The 19,562-nt window shown below is 45.8% G+C and carries 20 protein-coding genes and 1 pseudogene; 4 read left to right on the top strand and 17 right to left on the bottom strand.

Annotated features, from left to right (window positions below; translation table 11 throughout):
* Positions 1-237 precede the first annotated feature (237 nt).
* Positions 238-873 (bottom strand): NAD(P)-dependent oxidoreductase, encoded by a 636-nt coding sequence (locus CVE23_RS05500; protein ID WP_100849062.1) that lies wholly within the window; start codon positions 871-873, stop codon positions 238-240.
* A 162-nt stretch (positions 874-1,035) separates the two neighbouring features.
* The gene (locus CVE23_RS05505; RefSeq protein WP_038918101.1) at positions 1,036-1,446 is read right to left on the bottom strand and encodes a DoxX family protein; all 411 of its coding nucleotides are present in this window, start codon (positions 1,444-1,446) and stop codon (positions 1,036-1,038) included.
* A gap of 94 nt (positions 1,447-1,540) precedes the next feature.
* On the opposite strand from CVE23_RS05505, the gene CVE23_RS05510 reads away from it, so the two are divergent.
* Positions 1,541-1,915, top strand: a complete 375-nt coding sequence (locus CVE23_RS05510; RefSeq protein ID WP_038918102.1) for a winged helix-turn-helix transcriptional regulator — start codon at positions 1,541-1,543, stop codon at positions 1,913-1,915.
* A 111-nt stretch (positions 1,916-2,026) separates the two neighbouring features.
* Complete coding sequence (locus CVE23_RS05515) at positions 2,027-2,797, top strand: alpha/beta fold hydrolase (protein ID WP_100849063.1); 771 nt, start codon at positions 2,027-2,029, stop codon at positions 2,795-2,797.
* A gap of 75 nt (positions 2,798-2,872) precedes the next feature.
* Here CVE23_RS05515 and CVE23_RS05520 read toward each other — a convergent pair whose 3' ends face one another.
* Positions 2,873-3,433, bottom strand: a complete 561-nt coding sequence (locus CVE23_RS05520; protein WP_100849064.1) for an NADPH-dependent FMN reductase — start codon at positions 3,431-3,433, stop codon at positions 2,873-2,875.
* 143 nt (positions 3,434-3,576) lie between these two features.
* On the opposite strand from CVE23_RS05520, the pseudogene CVE23_RS05525 reads away from it, so the two are divergent.
* A pseudogene (locus tag CVE23_RS05525) lies at positions 3,577-3,777 on the top strand (transposase); the annotation flags it as partial.
* A gap of 287 nt (positions 3,778-4,064) precedes the next feature.
* Here the strand turns inward: CVE23_RS05525 and CVE23_RS05530 are convergent.
* The 5 genes from CVE23_RS05530 to CVE23_RS05550 all read right to left on the bottom strand — a co-directional run bounded on the left by CVE23_RS05530 (position 4,065) and on the right by CVE23_RS05550 (position 9,299).
* Positions 4,065-4,556 carry a Mov34/MPN/PAD-1 family protein gene (locus CVE23_RS05530; RefSeq protein WP_225622642.1) on the bottom strand — a complete coding sequence of 164 codons (492 nt, stop codon included), beginning with the start codon at positions 4,554-4,556 and terminating at the stop codon, positions 4,065-4,067.
* Positions 4,546-6,420 (bottom strand): ThiF family adenylyltransferase, encoded by a 1,875-nt coding sequence (locus CVE23_RS05535; RefSeq protein ID WP_100849065.1) that lies wholly within the window; start codon positions 6,418-6,420, stop codon positions 4,546-4,548. Before CVE23_RS05535 ends, CVE23_RS05530 begins: the two co-directional genes overlap by 11 nt.
* Entirely contained in the window at positions 6,413-7,567 is a 1,155-nt protein-coding gene (locus tag CVE23_RS05540) for a ComEC/Rec2 family competence protein (protein WP_100849066.1), read from the bottom strand. Before CVE23_RS05540 ends, CVE23_RS05535 begins: the two co-directional genes overlap by 8 nt.
* A gap of 16 nt (positions 7,568-7,583) precedes the next feature.
* Positions 7,584-8,054 (bottom strand): hypothetical protein, encoded by a 471-nt coding sequence (locus CVE23_RS05545; RefSeq protein ID WP_100849067.1) that lies wholly within the window; start codon positions 8,052-8,054, stop codon positions 7,584-7,586.
* Positions 8,055-8,462: 408 nt separating this feature from the next.
* A complete protein-coding gene (locus tag CVE23_RS05550) occupies positions 8,463-9,299 on the bottom strand; it encodes a helix-turn-helix transcriptional regulator (protein WP_167389541.1) in 837 nt (278 codons plus the stop codon).
* 183 nt (positions 9,300-9,482) lie between these two features.
* Here CVE23_RS05550 and CVE23_RS05555 point away from each other — a divergent pair, with 183 nt between their 5' ends.
* A complete protein-coding gene (locus CVE23_RS05555; protein WP_071605166.1) occupies positions 9,483-10,061 on the top strand; it encodes a YbhB/YbcL family Raf kinase inhibitor-like protein in 579 nt (192 codons plus the stop codon).
* 180 nt (positions 10,062-10,241) lie between these two features.
* On the opposite strand, the gene CVE23_RS05560 is transcribed toward CVE23_RS05555, so the two are convergent.
* The 9 genes from CVE23_RS05560 to CVE23_RS05600 are packed head-to-tail and all read right to left on the bottom strand — an operon-like array spanning position 10,242 to position 19,559.
* A complete protein-coding gene (locus CVE23_RS05560; protein ID WP_100849069.1) occupies positions 10,242-11,030 on the bottom strand; it encodes an aspartyl/asparaginyl beta-hydroxylase domain-containing protein in 789 nt (262 codons plus the stop codon).
* Positions 11,031-11,035: 5 nt separating this feature from the next.
* Entirely contained in the window at positions 11,036-11,605 is a 570-nt protein-coding gene (locus CVE23_RS05565; RefSeq protein ID WP_100849070.1) for a GNAT family N-acetyltransferase, read from the bottom strand.
* 22 nt (positions 11,606-11,627) lie between these two features.
* Complete coding sequence (locus CVE23_RS05570) at positions 11,628-12,962, bottom strand: MFS transporter (protein ID WP_100849071.1); 1,335 nt, start codon at positions 12,960-12,962, stop codon at positions 11,628-11,630.
* Positions 12,963-12,965: 3 nt separating this feature from the next.
* A complete protein-coding gene (locus CVE23_RS05575) occupies positions 12,966-13,634 on the bottom strand; it encodes a TfuA-like protein (protein WP_100849072.1) in 669 nt (222 codons plus the stop codon).
* A gap of 2 nt (positions 13,635-13,636) precedes the next feature.
* Complete coding sequence (locus CVE23_RS05580; RefSeq protein ID WP_100849073.1) at positions 13,637-14,818, bottom strand: YcaO-like family protein; 1,182 nt, start codon at positions 14,816-14,818, stop codon at positions 13,637-13,639.
* Positions 14,815-17,832 carry a carbamoyltransferase C-terminal domain-containing protein gene (locus CVE23_RS05585; protein WP_100849074.1) on the bottom strand — a complete coding sequence of 1,006 codons (3,018 nt, stop codon included), beginning with the start codon at positions 17,830-17,832 and terminating at the stop codon, positions 14,815-14,817. Before CVE23_RS05585 ends, CVE23_RS05580 begins: the two co-directional genes overlap by 4 nt.
* Positions 17,833-17,875: 43 nt before the next feature.
* Complete coding sequence (locus tag CVE23_RS05590) at positions 17,876-18,709, bottom strand: multinuclear nonheme iron-dependent oxidase (protein ID WP_100849075.1); 834 nt, start codon at positions 18,707-18,709, stop codon at positions 17,876-17,878.
* The gene (locus tag CVE23_RS05595; RefSeq protein ID WP_100849076.1) at positions 18,706-19,290 is read right to left on the bottom strand and encodes a hypothetical protein; all 585 of its coding nucleotides are present in this window, start codon (positions 19,288-19,290) and stop codon (positions 18,706-18,708) included. Before CVE23_RS05595 ends, CVE23_RS05590 begins: the two co-directional genes overlap by 4 nt.
* 2 nt (positions 19,291-19,292) lie before the next feature.
* Positions 19,293-19,559 carry a hypothetical protein gene (locus tag CVE23_RS05600; RefSeq protein WP_100849077.1) on the bottom strand — a complete coding sequence of 89 codons (267 nt, stop codon included), beginning with the start codon at positions 19,557-19,559 and terminating at the stop codon, positions 19,293-19,295.
* Positions 19,560-19,562: the final 3 nt, after the last annotated feature.

Genomic DNA, 19,562 nt, shown 5'->3' on the forward strand with positions numbered 1-19,562 from the left:
CAGTTGTACTCACCATCGTTGTACTCATCATAACTGAGTGGGGCCGGGGCTTTGCTGCTTTTTGTGAATTGGATGCAATGTTTGCCTGACGCTTCGCAATAATGGTTGTTTTCACACCAGCAGATGAAGCCGGAGAACGTGGCCGGATACCGGTTCACGGCGTCCGGTTGCAATAGACGTTGGGGCGGCCGACTCCCCGATTCGGATGATTCATGATGACCCCGGCAGAAGCCCACTTTATCGTGAGCTGATTCCGGGGGCTTGATTAACGAATTCGGTGCTTGAGAGTTGATCGAACATGAATATGGCAACGTCTTGACGAGAGACGGTCAGCGTATGCGTTGAGCGGCCATACAGCCCGACATGTAGACGGTTGGACGCGGGGCTGCTTTTCAGAAATGCCACACGGACCATCGTCCAGTCCAGTTCCGAAGCCCGTATCGCGTTCGCAAGCCCGATAATGTCTTGAAAGGAACGGGGCATGAGAAACCTGATAAGCAATGCGGGATACCTGATTTTGGGGTCAAATCGGTCCTCAGGATCCGGGGCGGTGCCGGTCGATACGGCAATCAGGCGCTTTACCCCTTCCTGTATCATGACCGACGTGATGGCGCCCATAGCCGTGGTAATCGGCAGGTTTTTGGGGTGTTTTAGCGAGGTTGGACCGAGCGCTGACAACACGGCGTCTGAACCCGAAATGGCTTCTCTTAGACTCACCCTGTCGGTGAGTTCTCCACGTACGACGCGCACGTTGGCGTTTTCAAACGGGCTGTTCGTCCGGGCAAAGACCGTCATATCCATGCCGCGTTTTAAGCCTTCATCAATCAGGTATTTTCCGGTTTTTCCGGTTGCGCCAAAAAGGGTTATTTTCATGCTGGACCTCGGGGAAATGGAATTGATGCTGCCAATAGATCGGCCAGGCCTGTGATGCCGGGCCGCAAGGTTGCACACCTTGCCGATCGCGCTGCTTATACCGCGGCCGCCACCCGTGATAACCGCGGCTTTTCCGTTGCGGCGATTCTGCAGGTGTCCTTTTTAGTTAAGCAGCGCCTGGATTGCCGTTGCAGCAGGTGCGTAGGGCGACGGCGGTTCGCGAACAACGTTCTGCGTCGCGAAGGAGGCGGCCAGAAAGATGAGCCCCGCGGCTGCCGGAATGGCACCCCTGGGTTTGCGGACGCCAAGATGCGCCAGCCCGGACAGGATCAGGTGATACAAGATGCCGGCATACGCCAGATCGCTGAGGGCCAGATTGAAGCGCGACAGAATCGCCATAGGGCCGAGCACTTTTACCACAATCATGAAGGGCACGAGGTTGGAAGCCGAGTAGCCTAACTCCGCCTGTGCCTTTCGAACATCGGCGCTCTTCGTGACATACAGCGCGGCCGAGGCGAAATAGAGCAGAGATAGCAGTGCAGTACTGATCCAATAGGTATATGTAGCAGCCATAAGGTTCTCTCATTTACGTTCCTGGGTTCGACAAGCGGCAAGAATGTCGTCTAAGATGAAAATTCGCAAGTAGGATGAAATAGAGACTCTTAGTATGAATAATAAGACTAATGGCGATGACGATATCAATATGCACGAGGAGATGCGCCGTGCATTCGGGCTACTCTCGGGTAAGTGGAAGCTTGAGATCATGTGGTTGCTCAACCAGCGAATCTACCGCTTTGGCGAGCTGCGCAAGGCCATTCCCGGCATCACGCAGCACATGCTGACGACTCAGCTTCGCGAACTGGAAGCGGATGGTCTGGTATTACGTACGGTCTTCGCAGAAGTACCGCCGCGTGTCGAATATGAGATTACGCAGAAGGCGCGTGGGCTTGGGCCAACGATGGAAGCGCTGACGGCATGGTGGCAGGAGTACGGAAGTAGCGTGCCGAAGCGCCCGACTTCTCGGGGGCGTAAGGCCCAGTAGCGCCGGGCGCTATCGCCTCGTGAGTATGAACATCAATGGAAAGGCGCCACACCGGCGTCCTGATTCTGTAATTCATGACTCCTTGCCAGTCAGTAACGTGACGGACTTGCTATGAATACATGGTCTTTCAACGCACAAAACAACTATCTACGCTGGCAAGCCTGTCATCAGGGGAAGAAAACGCTGGTTTATATTCATGGACTTGGCTGTGCTTCCAGTAGTGGTTACGCTCAGGTCATCTCTTCTGCGAATTACTCCTGTATCACATCTCTGCTCGTTGATTTACCTGGCGCCGGTTTCAGCGACAAACCGCAGACCACAAGTTATGACTCCGATAGTCAGTCTGAAATCTTGCGGCGCTGGCTCACCGAAGTTCATTTTTCTGAAGTGTCGCTATTTGGTCACAGTGCAGGGGCGTTTATTGCCCTGAAACTGGCCCGGATGTTATCTCCCGCACCAGAACGGCTGATTTTGTGTACGCCGGGGCTGAATGAGTATGGGGTTTCACTTCTGGAGGACATTACCGCCATGAGTGAGACGAGTTTTATCCGGCGTGGATTTTCTGCACTGATGTTAAAGCTAAAAGCTGAAGGTGGAAATGATGCCTGGCTGGGGGCTTTTCAGGTCAGCTCCCCCCGAGCCATTTGGCAGTGGGCCAATTCAGCGCTCAATGATAATGCTTCCGACTGGATGGATAATCTGGCCGCCTTGGCCATCCGCAAAGGCATTATTCTGCCGGATAGCGCTACGCAGGACGAAATTAGCCGGTATATTGACGCCGGCTGCCATGTCGAGTTGTTATCCGGCAGCAGTCATATGATGGCTTACGATAATCCTGACGGGCTGGCGAAGGCCATAACTCGTGTTATGCAGGCAATGTAAGCGCAGGGAATCATTGCCTTTCGGAGCGTTAAACAGCCGAATTAAGCCGTGTGTCATATCAACAGCATGAACCCGTCAGTCGCTCGCTCCGGGTTGCAGTAATTGTTCGTCTAAGCTGCGCACTAAAGCGTGTAGCGCAGCCTGGTAAGCCGTTAATTCAATAGGATATTCATTGTCGGTATCAGAGAAATTAACCTCTGATAGCTTGATTTCGATATTATCAGGAATAATTTTCATCTGTACCCCCAGTAATACTTGATGTAACTGTGCCGCCGCTTTTCCTCCCCCTCTGTTGGCATAACTAATCATGGCCGCAGGTTTGTCTTTCCATTCATGATATAAATGGTCAATGGCATTTTTTAATGCTGCCGGATACCCCCAGTTATATTGCGGGAAAATAAAAATATAGGCATCAGCTTCTGAAATCTTTCCGCTCCATAACGTTGTATGTTCCTGTACGTAAACGCCCTCTGCTGGAAGGTTAGGCTCATCATCCATAGGTAAATACCATTCTTTTAAATCAATAATTTCATTCTTATTCCCCTGAATATCATCAAGAACTTCTTTTGCCCATCTGGCAATTTTAGGGCCGATACGTCCCTTTCTTACGCTACCGATAATGATTTGAATGTGCATAAAACCCCCTTGAAGAAAATGAATAAGGCGCTGGTTCGGCGTCAGGTCATGAAATGTATGCCTTTGGGGCTATTCATGCGTCATGCTTAATTCTGAACCAGGTAATATAGAGCGCAGGTAAGAACAATAACGTCAGTACCTCCGATATCCGCAAGGCTATCTACACCACCAATGCCATCGAGTCGCTGAACAGTGTGATCCGCCAGGCGATAAAGAAACGCAAAGTATTCCCAACGGACGACTCAGTGCGGAAAGTGATTTATCTGGCGATACAGTCGGCCTCGAAAAAATGGAGTATGCCGATCCAGAACTGGCGGCTGGCGATGAGCCGTTTTATTATCTAGTTCGGTGACAGGCTAAGCGGTCACCTTTAATACGGTGGCAATTACACAGAATTACGTACACCCTCTATTGTGTAGAATGATGTTTTTAAGAAAGAAAGTGAGTTTTCATCTAATTTGTCAGTCATGAAGTTTATTATAAAATGTTTTATTTTTATCATTCTCTATTAACCCGATTGTGTTTTACTTATGGTGTAGCTCAAAGAAAGTAACCGAGATACACCTTCAAAATTCAAGCACCATTATTCCTAACGAAAACTGTATTTAGCTTTGAGGTAATGCATTATTCATTAAAACCACTCCTTATCTGAAACATATTTAAAATTATATAGTTTCTTTCCATCTGCTGCCACTAAATAACAGTTGGAAATATATTCTTTATTTGGGATTATTAGCATGAGAAAAAAAGGTCTTGTATGACCTGATTTGATAAACAAGTCTTGGATACTGCGAATATCCGTTCCTGATGGGTTTGCTACGACTTCGTTATGTGTATGCCAATCACCTAAGTAGTGAAAACCTTCTTTGAATAACGAAATGATATCTTCTTTGGCTTTTTTCTCATCTAAATTGAAATAATTCCTTTTCCTCAAATCAGTAGAACCTGGTGTAGTTATTTTATTGATTTCAATCTCAGAATCATTGAGATTTTTGGAAAATAGCATACCTCCTGATTCTTTACTAAAACAGTGACTCTGACGGTGAGAGAATAATTCATCTACAATGCTTTGGCTGATGCATATTTTGAAATCTAATTCGACACAATTAAATTTATGCATCATGTTTTTCCCAATTAGAATTTTCAAAAATAAAAGGTATAATACAATCTCCTTTTCCTGGGTTTCCAAATTGTGCTATCCATTTATTATTCCATTTTCCACCAAGTTCTAAAAGTTCTGCTTCTCTTCCTATATAAATATATGCAAAAGATTTATTAGAAAAACGATCCATAATAAGATCTATTACGGTTCTTGCCGTTAGAGCATGTAAATTAGTCAATGGGATAGCTCCGTATGGCTGGAACTCTCCGGCACATGCTGCTATTCTTTTGCGAGTATTTTCTTTCCAGTAAGTAGCAGGATATTTTAAAGCACCTATATGCTTACCCTCTGTAATATGCCAGCTATTAAAAGCATTAGAATCTACTTGGTTGACTATTACATGCCCAGCCATAGCATGAGCTTCAACAAATGCAAAGACAATAGCACCAAGAATGTCTTCCGACTGTCTTTTTATTAACTGCTGTTCAGTATTCCAATGCGCAGTGCAGCTTACTATAATATCGGCTTCTGCAATTTTTTTGTTATTCTTGGAATCTTCTGTCCAATCTTCATTAAAAGCTTCTATATAGGTATTTGGAAAATCTTCCCGTAGCCTTGAGGCAAGAGCTAATGCTTTATTTTTATAAACAGAATCAAATCCTAATAGATGACGAGAAGAGTTCTCACTCTTCATTAAATCATCATCCCAAAGCATCATTTTTTTTATACCTGATTGAAGTAACAGTCTTGATACCGAAGATCCTACTGAACCACAACCGACTATAGCTACTTTATGCTCAGAGATTTTCTTGTAGCCTTTGTTATGGTCACGCCCCGTTAACCAGGAGTCATCAGAACGGTCAACTATGAGATTTTCTGTTTTAGTTTCGCCTATTCTATTTTTTAAAATCTTTCCATCGATGTAATTCCTATAACCATCTAATAAAGCTGTTCTTCTGAATCGACCACGACTAATACCTCTGGCATCGAAGCGGTCTGAGGCAAAGTCACTCACTCCCTTGGGTATCTGTATTGCTATAATATTCATTCCAGAAGGCGTCGGGAAAGAAATTAGAATTATTGGCTTGACATTGAACATGTTAGCACAAGATCTTAATATCAATTCAATAGTGCTTTCTGGATCTTCATGTTGCTTATTTATGAGTTCAAAAAAATCCCTTGCAGTTTTGGGATACTGACTCGGATACCAGGCTTCATTGAAGAATATCAATGGAATTGAAACTATTTTAAAGAGTTGCTGTTGCCTTATTCGCTTGTCTTTTGAATTACTTTCGTCCGATTCTAATGGTAATATTTTTTGGTTTTCCAACCAGTTAATTAATTCTTTTTGTGTGTCAGAATATATTACTCCAAATTTCCGAGTCCGATAACCGAAAACCAACCTTGTGTTTTTATTTGTTAGATCACACAGGCTTATAAGTCGATCTATTTTATTACATTGATAAACCCAATAGTTCTGGAACTCATCAATAAAATCCTCATTTAAATCCCCATTTATCCCTTTTCTTAGCATTAATATAGCATCGTTTAGTAAATCGACTGCATAGGTCATATCATCGTGATCGATGATGTAACTGTCAGGCCAAACACATAACTTGCCGTTTTTTTCTAAGTGTGGAAGTTGGCAGACATCAATTTTAGGAGAGAAAATGTACACATCTGGAATGTCAAATTGACTAAGAATTTTGTACCTTAGTTGCAATACAATAGGTTCATTACTAAATTCTAAATCAGTTGGTAACTCCCAAGCACAAGTATATTTATTATTGAATTTTAATAATTCATTTGTAGAAAGTTTCCTTGCACCATAAGGTGCAAGGATTGTGCTCAACTGATCTATCTTTTTTTTAAGACAATCAGGCATAACCACCACCACCTTGTCTATTTACGGCGGCACTTGATGATTCAGTTATGCCTAATGCAGATGCTGAAATTTTCTTAATACCATCATCCGAAATCTCAATTTCTAACGGAATATTCTCTCCATTCTTTTTATGGTCTGACACGCATAAAAAATGACCTTTTTTATTGTCTACTATTTTTTCGTATTCCTCTTTTGCTCGATAGGCCGGTGGGTCTTTCTCATCATCTTCAATTACTTTTGAGCTGGAAATAATGAAAGCATTTTGTTTAGCTCGGTTGAACACTTCCATTGCTTTTTCTGATGTTTCTGCTTCATCACCCATATCGCTTAAACTATGATGGGAAAGGCTATGCCACGAACAATGGTGTGGTGCTTGTAAGATATCATAATCTAACCAAGACATTGAATATTTATTGGTTAGACGATCTCTTACACCTTCCCAACAAACAACTTCGGCATCTCCACCACTTAAAAAATAAGCAGTTTTATTATCACCTGTTATTTTATAATTCATTATTACACTGGAATGGTTTTTACCCAATTTATCTTCTAATTCATCAAGGTCTTTCTTCGGTGAAGGACCCAGTAAATGAGCTTCAAAACATGAGGAATAGCTTTGGTTAATACAGCGAGTTGTTTGATCTAATTCTAATAGAATATTTGGTATGTTGTCCGTTTTATCGCCCTCGTCCTTGCCTAAAACCAAGACTTGATTTCCGACTCCATCCAAATAACCCTTTTCTTTATAAAGATTAACTCTTCTCTTGATTTCTGTATTCAAAGCTCTTGCATCATCACATAAAGGATGATTCTGTGCATGATGTCGTCTAAATACAATTGGGCTTGACCAGATCTCATTGATGAAAATTTTATCACTCCTTTCACTCCAATTTTCAGGTTTCCCCAAATGGAAGTGATCAGATACTCCATCGCAATGGTCTGAATCAGGGTGTGACCAAATAAAGAGATGAACAAATAGACGACCTTCATCATCACGAGAAAGTTTTTCTCTAAGTTGTGAGCGAACATCGGGATGTTCTTCACCATCTCTGATACGACAATCGATTAATATGTTCTTTCCATCTTCGGTTTGAATAAGTGTCATATCCCCATTACCAACGGGAAAAAAATATATATTTGCAGGCATATCATATCCTTTTTAATTATTTCTGATCGGAATTATCACTTGACCTTGCTGTGCGAGATTTTTCAATCCCAAAAATAGCCATACCTACATCTTCGATTTTGCCAACGAATTTATCTACATTCAACCCAGCAAAGAAGGCAAATGCCATATATCCATAGTCTCCACCACTACCGTTTTGTGATGCATCTAACACTATCAAACCTGCTTTTAGAAACAGGTAGGCCACAACACCACAGATACCACTGACAACAGGCCTCAACACATACCAAACATACCAACGGTCATCCCAGCAGTTCCTGACACATTTGTTTAGATACACTCCACGGAGACAGTAAAGAGTTCCACCAAGAACACCGATCAATCCGCAACGAATTATGAGCTTCTTGTTCATGACCCATTCAGGGAATACATCACCCTTTATTAACCCGGCATACACAAGAGCAACAAGTAAAAGTAGAGTGAAGAGATAACCGATTATTCGTTTCATATGTAGCCTATAGGTAGCCTTTGAAGGTGGTTTTTATACTTATTCTTTTTAGCTCATGATCTTATATTGTCTATATAAGTACTGCTGCATCATGGGGGCGTGGGCGTCTAAACTCTCTGGTGTACTCATCGCGTTGTGATGTCCATCTTCTTAAATTTTAATGAGTTAATGATACTGGCGATGCTCATTATCTCTCATGAAGTCCGGTACTTTACGGCTGGCGGGCCTGATTCTCACCCGGTGATGAGGGGGATGTGCGGCCAACATGGCTTTCGTTTGTATGCTGGTTGCATGATAACGAAGTCTTTAAGGCAGGAAAACCTGCGGGGGAACTGCATTCTTCGAGCATGATCGAAATAATGTGTATTGAAACAATGTGTAAGTACCTCTGCCACCCGTCTCTTTGTGCTAATCGCGCAACGCCGATGGCACTACGCCGAAACGGCGGCGGAAAGCCGCGGTGAATTTGCTGTGGGATTCGTAGCCGACATCAAGAGCGATAGCGGCGACCGGTCGATCCGATGATTGCAGCAGCACCATCGCCGCTTCCAGCCGGGTTTCCCGCACGCAGGCGGCGATGGTGTTGCCCTCCTGCGCCAGCCGGCGGTTTAGGGTGCTGGCGGTGGTGGACAGCGCTTGCGCCACCCGGTCGGCCGTCCAGTGGTCATACGGACGCTGCGCCACCAGCCGCCGCACCCGCTCGCTCCAGTTCAGCGCTCCCGGCGGCGTCAGCACAATGCCGGACTGCTCCGCCAGCAAGAGCAAGACTTCCAGCACCCGGTGCTCGCTCAACGTCGCCGAACAATCGGCGTCGCTCAGCGCGTCGGCGGCGCGCATAAACGCCGCCCCTATCGTGCGGCTATCCGTCACTCTGGCGAAGCTCCGCACCGGCGTCAGCGCGGCAAACTGACCGAAACTCTGGTAAAAGCGCGTCACCGTTTCCGGTTGCAGGTTCAGAATCTGCGCCACATAGCGCCCTTGCGGCGCCGGGTCGTTGATCACGTCCCACTGGGTGCCTCGCGGCAATATAAATAACTCGCCGGGCGCAAACGCGTTGCTGCCTTCCGGCGCCAGTAGCTGTTTGGTGCCGGAGACGACCAGCCCAATCAGGTCGGTACGCATCACCACCGTACGCAGCGCATACTGGCTGCGGGCGATAATCTGATGGGCAAGCGGCGGCGCATGGCGGGGCAGCGGCTCGGCCGAATGCATCTGAGGCAGGTTGGGGTGGTCGGTCAGCGTCATCCGGTATCCGTGGTGAAAATGGAACAAAGGTTGCGCGAGCCGGAACAGTGGAACTGGCATCGGCGCGCTACCATTGGCAGCACAGTTCAGTCTGTGTCCTGACATTCATCCCCGATACGGCCGTCTGCGCGGCATGGCGATGAATGGCAAGCCAAGCCTACCATGAGTCACAGGAATACTAATATGAAAACACGTTCTCGCCTGATTCGCTCCTGCGCGCCGCTGCTCGCCGGTTTGTTGATGACCGCCGCGGCGCACGCGGATACCCTGACATTATCCAGCCCATCCATCGCGCCTGATAGCGCGTTGCCTGCCAGCTTTGAGTTCAAGGGCTTCGGCTGTAGCGGGCTGAACCAGTCTCCCGCGTTAAACTGGCGCGGCGCGCCGGCAGGGACTCAGAGCTTCGCCGTCACCGTTTATGATCCGGATGCGCCGACCGGCTCCGGCTGGTGGCACTGGATGGTGATCAATATTCCGGCGAATGTGAATAGTCTTGCCGCCAACGCCGGCGAAATCGGCGGCAAACGCCTGCCTGCCGGTGCGCGTCAGGTGCGTATCGATTACGGCGTGGAGGCCTGGGGCGGCGTATGTCCGCCGGCGGGTGACAAACCGCACCGCTACATCTTCACCGTTTACGCGCTGAAGACCAAAACGCTGGATGTCCCTAAAGACGCCAGCCCGGCGCTCGGCGGCTACATGATTAACGGTAATACGCTGGCTAAAGCCAGTTTCACCGCCTATTACGGCCGTCCGGCGCAGTAGGACGCTGAGGCATCTTGCTTTCCCCGCTGAATGGCGGGGATGTAGCGTCTGGTCGGTTGGGCCGGTGGTGCGGTTAAGCCGCCATTTGTCACCTGCTGATTGTCACTTGTTGATTGTCACCTGCTGAATAGTGCCGAACACCCCAGACCGCTCATTCTGGAGGAAAGATGATGGTCTCGTTTACCGGGGGGCGTCGCTGATTTTTGCCAGAACCGGGCCTAATAACTTAATTCCATGAACTTCCGCATCAGTGAGCTCTGGATGTAAAAGATTAATCAGCAAAATGTCACGATCACGAGCAGAATGGTTGTAAACGTTATGAAGGAAACTATGATCGAAAAAAATGGACTTCCCTTCTTCCCAGCATCGTTCTTCTCCCGCAACGATTAGGCCGCAATCCTCAGGGATATTAATACCAAAGTGGCAGGTTATTTGCGCATTAGTCCAGTCATAATGTTCAGGAAGCCAGGCTCCGGCTTTTAATCGCATAAAAGTGACTTCTCCTCGCCACGGAAAAAGAATGTCTTCAAATCTACCGATTAATTTTTCTAAGTGAGGGAAGTGAACTATTTTTTCACTGAATTTACCACGGCTCCAAAGTGAAATGGATGACCAGTCTTTTTCTGAAAGATTTTTAAACAGATTACTGGATGAATATTCTTTCAATTGACCGGTTGCGGCGGTGAATTCCTCTTTAATCGCATGAAAGTTTTCAGTCAATAGTTTAGCAACATGCGCAGTCGCTTCACTTGAGCTTTCATCAATCCACGGGCCGTTGCTAAGACCGGGGAAAAACAGCAAACGTGGCTTTTGCAGCGGATGTGATGGTTTACTATGAGACTCACCCAACATGCCGGCCAGAAAATCGGATAATCGTCCTGTCGAATCAAGGCCATAAATATCAGATAGCTGTGTAGTGATGTCAGCAAATGATTTCTTGAGATATAGATTGATTTCGCTCTTGTCCATGTTATTTATCCTTCTTGTTTTTCAGGGGTTATGTATGAGTTCAGGACGTGGTCCTGCCATATTCCATTTATTTTCAAATAGGATTTAGCAAACCCTTCTCTCACAAACCCCAATCTTGCTAATATATTTTGGCTACGCGTATTGTCAGGGAGGTGGTTAGCCATAATACGATGCAAGCCATAATTTTCATGGACGTAGGCGATTGAACTTTCCAAAGCTTCATGCATCAACCCTTTTCCCTGGTATGATTTATCGATTGAGAAGCCTAAATAACCAGCCTGGAATACACCATAAACAAAGTTGGTAAAGTTAATGCTCCCAATGATCTTATCTTCTCCTTTGAGGGTGAAAACAAGCAATAGGCATTTTTTCGCTTTAAAATCAGGCTGAGAATCGGCAATGCGCTGCCTGATGCTGTCGAGCGAGAAGTAATCTTCAGAACGCAATGGTTCAAATGGTGCAAAATTATCCCTGTTCTCGACTAAGAAAAGTTGAAGTTGCTCGGAAAAATCCTCTGTAAGGCAGTAAACATCGGTCCTTGCAGTGGAGAATAATGTTGTTTTTTCTGTGCTCATGTTTCTTTTTCCGGTCTGATCATTAATTTGACGGTTGTAGTTCAGAACCATCAGGTTCATTCAACGGTACTATTTTTAACGAAAGCGAGAAGATTCCGCCAATTAAAGCAATTATAAGGATTTCTATCAAAACATTCTGTGCGGGCTCTGCGCCAATACCGATAAATGTTAAATAGACAGAGTAAGCCCCGTATAAAACAATCACAGAGCTCATCACCAGACTAAGGGTGAACGCCCGGATCTCTTCAGGAAGGCGAGCCAGTAAATTACTGATGGCGACGTCCTGTCCCATTGTTACGCATGCCCGGAAAAATAAAACATATAAAATAAGTGCAAATATGCCATCGCAATAGATATAGAGGAAATAACAACCGGCAGATAATAATGCGAGGCTGCCAAAGGACAGCATAACCAGCGATTTATCATCAAACTTCGCTGCGGCACGTGGCACAATGACACCCTTAACATAGTGGGCGGCGTCAAAGGAGGCAATAAACAGGAATAAAGGGATAAGATAAATAATGCTGATGTCCATGATATTGTATTCCCTAAACTCCGCCACCATCAGGTAGGTATGAACATGGACCATTGAGAAGTTAAGTAAAACAATTATCAACGAAATTTTAATCAGCATGACCAACTGATCTCGGGTCATCGCTCTGAGACAAGAAATAAAATTTTTAAGCGTGTTTTTATCACCGGCTTTCTGGTTATTTTCAGTGTCAGTTTCTTGTGCACTATTTCTTTGCGGATAGCGCCATAGCCAGATACCTAAAATAATAAACATAATTGCCGGGATAAACAGCATCGCTTCTGCATACCCGATAGTTCGATACATGACGAGCAAAATGAGCAGAAAGATGATCGGGACAATCGACACAATCTCCTTGCCGTATCGTTGCGAAAGCAGAAGTGCTTTGGTGCGCAACCCACTTTCCTCACCATGCTTAATGATTTGGTTGTCTATCATGTCTTGCAGCATTGCCTGATAGGCCCCCGAAATCAGGCTCATACCGATAGCGCTGAGAAATGAGCTGAGGATCAGCAGTGATATTTGCAAGCCGGCATCGTGGGTGCTTGTCAGTGAGAAAAAAAGTGTGAGCAGAGCCGATGCGGTAAAATGGCTACCCAAAGCAACGCTTCTAAAATGCCCCAGCTTGTCGGCGAGTAAACCCGATGGCACTTCGAGGAGGATTGATGAATAAAATGCGATAGAAACGCGTAGCGACACCGCGGAATTAAACATCCCGCCTAAAGCGCCGACCAAAAGATGGCTTAACTGATTTGATGTCGATTGCATCGCGCGGAAGGTGCTATCCAGATAGCCGATGCTTTTTAACCAATTACTATTTTTCATTTTTTATTGCTCACGCCTTGCCAGATAAAATTGAGTCAGATAGTTAATCGCCAGTTGCGCATCATTCTTTTTAGGATGCAAAGCATCATCACTAAATAGTGCTCTTAATTCACTGTCTTTGATCTGTGGTGAAAAAGAACGAATGATTTCTACTACTCGATCAATATAACGTTCATACCAACTAATAGAACGAACCTTCGCTAAAATAAGTCGGGCGGTGAGTGAGGAAAATTGCTTTTGCATGACGAGATGACGCGTAATATGGTCTATATGCACCCATGAGAGCGTTATCTCTTCATAACTTCCGGAATGATAACGTAATGCTACATCTGCGTCAGAATGGTAATAACCCATAATGTATCCCTGAAAAATCTGTCCCACTCCTACCATCCCAGCAGTATAACAATCGGCAGCGCGCAGTGCTCCCATGCTGGAACAGCCCAGCAACAACCCTCCGGCCTGAATAAATTCCAGACATTCAACCACGGTTACAGACATTTTCGTGCCAAATAAACCATCAACGATTAATACTGGGCGACCGCTACCTGTTAATGCTGCCAGCTCTCCACCCTGAATCGGTGGGCGATATTCAATAATATCGTCACGCTGTTTAATCGTTGAAACTGACGGACCACCAAATACGATCGGTTTACGTTTAGGTGAAAAAAGCATAATTATCCCACCCGGCCCGGATTAACATGCCAGTCATACAGGCCAGGAATAACGGCTTTAACCGTATGAAAAGGTAGATCGTGCAGCGATAAGTCCACAATATAAACATCCTCTATCTCTTGCTTTTCGAGAACCTTCGCAAGAAATTGCGTCGCAGCTGTCAGCGTTTGGGGAGACTGTTCTGAAGGAGATGGTTCTGAAGGTGATTGCTCTGATGACGGCATCGCCACGTTGGCATAATGTTTGTGGAATAACGCCTTCAATTTGCTAAATTTCGATGTTTCAAAGAAGGATTGTGAGCGGTACTTTTTCTCCTGCCGGCTTAAATCTTCCCGGGAGGCTTGCAGACTCACCACCAGCCCCTGAATAGCTTCCATCATTGCGGCATCCAGCGCGTCAGATTCGGTAAAACCCGACGCAGAACCAGCAATCATAAACTTTGGCCCCATACTGACGGGATCATACAGAGCAACGTAGTAAGTGGGTAAGGGACCGTGTATGCGCAACGCGAAACTTTCGTACCCTTTATCGTTAAGATGTTCCCACAACGTCATGGTCGATGCTCTGGAAATGGTCGAGAGATCAACGAAGTCAGCGCAGATTTTGGACAGGCAGTGTTTGTAAAACAAGGATGTCGTATTACGTTCAATCGACTCCATGATCGCAAAACAGATCGCTTCCTCCAGACTGCCGCCGCAAGCCAGTCCGGAAGTATGTGCTTGTATATTAGAGCTATGCCTGTCGGAACCATGATATGGAAATTGTACTTCAATAGCCGGGAGGCGCAGCTCGCGACCCGTATGCCACTCATATCCGTTTATCCATTGCTGAATATCACATTCCGGAGTGAAACCTAATCGTTGCAGTGTCTTTTTATCGTCCCTGGTTGCCTGATGGTGAAAAATGGCATGCTCGCACCAGCAAGCACAGTGCCGTTCATACGCTTCCATCAGCGCGCTGCAGGTCGCAGCGATTAAACTACGACCTTTCCCCTGTGTGGATGATATCTGGCCTTTTTTTATCTCCGTTCTCACTGCATTGACGATGGATACCCCAGGAAGATTAATAAACTCGCCGACTGAAGTGAGTCTTGAAATACCTAAACGCTTGCGCAGCGGTAGCGCCAGCGCCAGCACTTCTTTCTCGGTATAACGCCTTAAGCCGGGATGCGTTGCCGTTTTCAAGGTTCATTCCTCCCGGCCGAAAAATCATAGGCAAGAGTCAGGCATTTCAACTGAATATATTTATTTATCTGCTTTCTGAGCGTTAAAGGAAGTTCAGCATAGGCTTTCTGCGCATCAGCCAGGCAATGGAGTCTGAGCAGTTCCGTTAGCGAATGATAAAGTTGGGCGCTGATTGATTGCGACGTTCCCTGATAGTCATGAGTAAGCCAGTACTTTGCTTCATTTTTTTCCAGCGCGCTGTGCAGCTTGCAGCCGGGGCTAAGACGTAACAATCCCGGCAGGTTTTGTTCATCCAATTCCCACTCGCGTAGTTCAACGATATAGCCGCCAAATACCACGGCATCGATATGCGTTGAAAGCAGCATTTCTATTGCCTGCTGTGGCTCTTCAACGATCGGTTGTCCGCGGACATTGAATGAGGTATTCAGCAAAACAGGAAATCCAGAGCGTTCGCCAAAGGCATTCAACAACGCGTGGATTTCGGCATTGTCATGCTCCGAGACCGTTTGTACCCGTGCAGTACCATCGACATGGGTGATTGCTGCGAGTTTATCTCGGTATGCTTTTTTAACCGGCAGAACTTCGAGCATGTATTTATGTTCACCATCCCCGTCAAAGTACTGGCTAAGATGTTCGGCGGCGACCATTGGGGCAAAGGGGCGGAAGTCTTCACGGAATTTCACCCACTTGTTGATGAATTTCCAGGTGTCCATTGAACATGGACTTGCCAGTAATGAGCGAGCGCCTAATGCGCGCGGACCAAATTCAGAACCTTTACTGCAGGAAAAATACCCGATGACTTGTCCGGCGTTTAATCGCCCCGCCAGCGCGGCAGTGTCAATGGCGGTGATGGTTATTCTGTCGGCAAAGCGGTTGGCGGCAAAAGCAATATCCCGGTGATGATAAACTTTGCCCAGATAGTCATGGCTAAAGGCATCATTCAGGGTTTTTCCATGCCTTTTGTAATAGGCGGCGCTGGCCGCTCCGATGGAGATACCGGCATCATGTTGCGCGGGAAATAGATAGAAGTCTTTTAATTTAAGCTGGTTGCGAACCTTGAAGTTGACGACGGAATTTAACGCCACACCGCCGGTCATGACCAGCGGCGTATTATTCGTAATCTGGTAACGCTCCAGGCGGGAAAATATTCCTTGTTCTAATACTGTTTGCACCGAAGCCGCCAGGTTGGCGTAATCCATAGGATTGGATTTCTTTTCAGTAAATTTTTGCTTCCACAAATAGCCATACGATAGGCCTGACGGTGTTTCAACAGCGATTTCATTAGCATACTCAGGCGTGCCGTACGGCGCTAATCCCATCAATTTACCGGAGGCTTGCCAGGAATTAAATACGAACTGGCTCACGGAAGCATAGGCCTCTCCAAGGGAAAAACTGCCATTTCTGATATTAAACGACGGGCTGTATTCCCGGTTTACTAGTTGATAGCCCTGCTGATCAAAAGAATAATGCGACACGACATGCAACAACGGCTTAATTCCGTTTAGACCTGCATTCAGGTAGGCGGCAAATTCTTCGCCACTGCATAAAAGATCTTCCCGGCCCACGACGGTTCCGCCTGAACCATCAACGACCAGTACATTACCCTGGTTAAATTTCGAACCAGACCAGGCTGCAAAGGCATGACACAGATGATGGCTGGCAAAGACGGCTTTGGCGGAAAACGGATCAAACAGGGTGAAATCTGCGGCGTGGATCGGCTGATTAAGGCCGACATACTCCGGTGTGGCAGCCTGAATATTATAGGCAAAGCAGTTCACATCATTATAAGTAAGGCCTGCTGCTGAAAGGCAGTAATTCACGGCCAGGGTACTGTCGAGAATACTCCGGCCATCATGTTTAATCCGCGTAAGGCGTTCCAGTTGAATACCATAACGAATTTTTCCGTTGACCATCAGGCATGCCGACGCATCATGACTGGCGGAAATGCCGACAATGACATCATCATCAGGTTTAATCAGAGGGAGTGACGACGTTATATTTGTGGCTATGGTCGCCTGAGAGGCGAAGGTGATCCGATCGAACAGCCCTTCTGCTTGTAACCCTATCGTATGCTCGCCGGTATGACTTAGCCGCTCGGTAGAGATTAGCAGTGTTCCGTTTTCCCCAATGATTTTCTGACCATCGACTATTGCCGTCAACCGGGTTGTGCGTGCGATGCTTCCCTGAAAACTGGCGACCAGGCTGATTTTCACTCCGGTGTCTGTTGATGGCAATGTGAGTGCGGTTTCCACCCGCGTCGATCTTTCGACATTGAGATCCCAACACTGTGGCATTGGTTGTGGAAGTGGCTTATTTTCAAATAAGTACAATCCCTGATAAGCCTCACCCAGGTAGATCATACCGGCGTGCAGCGCAAGGCGATCGTGAGGATGCCCCGATTTTATAAGAAAGTCGCGTAGGTTGGCTGCCAGCCCTGCGAGGTAAACTACGGCGGCGGAAGTGCCTTTGATGGAGTCTGACGCACCAGTATTATTACGTGTTGGATAGTCAAATTCCCTAACGATAAATTCTATATTGCCATTACCTGCTGGCGTTTTTCCTGGAGTGGTGTTGTTTTTTAATAACAGTGCAACGCCGATTGCTTCCGCCGAAGAGCCTGGAAAACGCTGGCGGCCGAAATCATGACCTACCGATGCCAATATGTAAGGCTTTTCAATTTCGTCGGAAAAGTGAGATAACGCCGCATGCAGCGAATGAGAAGATTCATTTTCAGCGGAAGAATAAGCATGCGCTTCAATATGACAGTTGCCAAATTGTTTGGCGACACGCTTTCTCACGCTATCATAGCCTTGGGATAAGGCATCAAGGTAACTGGCGGAAACAACGCGTGAAAAGTCTTCTCCTGAGCAAGAAAAAAGATCGCTGGCCAGCAAACTGGAGATTTTAACCGTATGTGGATGTAGTGTTTCTACATTTGATATTTCCGCCAGCCTTACGATCTCGTTTTTTCTTGCACTATCAAATAGCAGGATAGTCGTGTTGTTAGTATCCATACATTGCCTTATTAACCAGTACTATTATATTTATTTTTTTAAGTCAGAATGAAGGAGTGAAATTCATCCTCTGACAGGCGTTTTCTATATTTTCCAAATCTGTCACGATCACTTCAGTTGAGATACCTACCCCTAGCTCATAGGTAATGGCTTTAAGGTCGGTGCATTGCGTAATGGCTTGTTCTAGCAGAGGAAACACCTCAGCAACAATTTTTTCTGAGTGCGTGTCACGATATCGCCAATGATGCTTGGGATGAACGCTACCTCCTGCAATATGAATCTCATTAACGGCTGAAAGTGGCAGACTATTCAGGACATCTTCCGGTTTCAGACCATAATAGATCGCATAAGAAAATACATGGCTAATATCCAACACAACACCGCATTGAGTAGCATCAACCAGACGATGAAAAAATTCACCCAGCGTCATGTCGCCCGCGGCAATACTGAACGAGGGAATTTCAGCACAGAACGGAATGCGGGAGACTTGCTGAATACGTTTTACACCCTCGATTGTCATTGCAAGGACTGATTCGCAGAGCACCGGTGCGGCGAAATAGGGTAGATTATAAGGGCCAACATTCCAGATGCCGATATCTTCCAGGCACCATGCCGCTTGCAGTACATCACTGATGTTGCTTTGACGCTCCAGTACATCAGGCCGTAATCCATCAATTCCCGCAGGCTCCATGCCTGAAAAATGGTGTATGATTGGATAGTCAATAAAAGTCTGACGAAATGTTTTAGCGACAGCGAGATCTGGAATAGCGACGACTGACAGATGGCTGATTCCGTTTTGGGATAATTTCAATAGTTCACTTAATTTATGACCATAGCTGTGAGTGTAATCAATCCCTAATCCTACAAGTGAGCTCATGCTGTTTCCTTAAGTGAAATCGCTACTTTCCCATTTTCATTGTGTAAGCGTAAACATGCTGTTTTATTCTCGAATGTGACATCTGAGAGATGATCCGCTTTGTTCAACAGTGATAATGAAAAATATCTGTCGAGAATAATCTCTTCAGTTGTCGACTTTTCGGCAACATGACTTATTTTCGATTCCCACGGTGAGTTTCCCGAGTTTGTTGAGATGCCAGAATAAATGCCATCAATCAGAAATATGGTTTTCTCTTCTTCAGTCAGGTCGGATTTTTCGACGACAAATGAGCAAAAGCTTTCAATAAGCGTCCTGCTGTTCCAGTTCCAGAAACTGTCTGACTCACAATAGGCTATTACCAGGGTAAGAAACTGCTCTTTGCTAAAAAAACGCGGGGAAAAGTGCATGTCTGAATAAAGCACGGTACGCAAATTTCGCTGCCTGGCGGCGCGTTCAACGATCAGTCTTTCGCTGTCCATCGTTTGGGCAAGGTACTGATACTCGGTATCTGCACCGCTTATCTGATAGTTGTTGCTATATAGCATCGATACATACGCTTTCTGTAACTTTTTCGCGTCCAAGATTAACCTCCCGAAATAGCTACTTCGAATGTCAAATGATCACCATCGGTTAGGATTGGGTTACTATCAACTGACATCGTATTGTTAATAAAAAGGGTAATGAAAGGTTTTAACTTGCAGCTTTCATTTTTTTCTACGGCTATTAATTTAAATGCATCAGGATTCATACTCCTGATTTCAAGTAAAATATCATTAAGATTTTTAGCGTCTGTTGTTATCTTACTTGTGCTTTTTATTGATTCTGGCAGCGATATCTCAATCATCGTCATACA

This window comes from Dickeya fangzhongdai, assembly GCF_002812485.1.
GTDB lineage: Bacteria > Pseudomonadota > Gammaproteobacteria > Enterobacterales > Enterobacteriaceae > Dickeya > Dickeya fangzhongdai.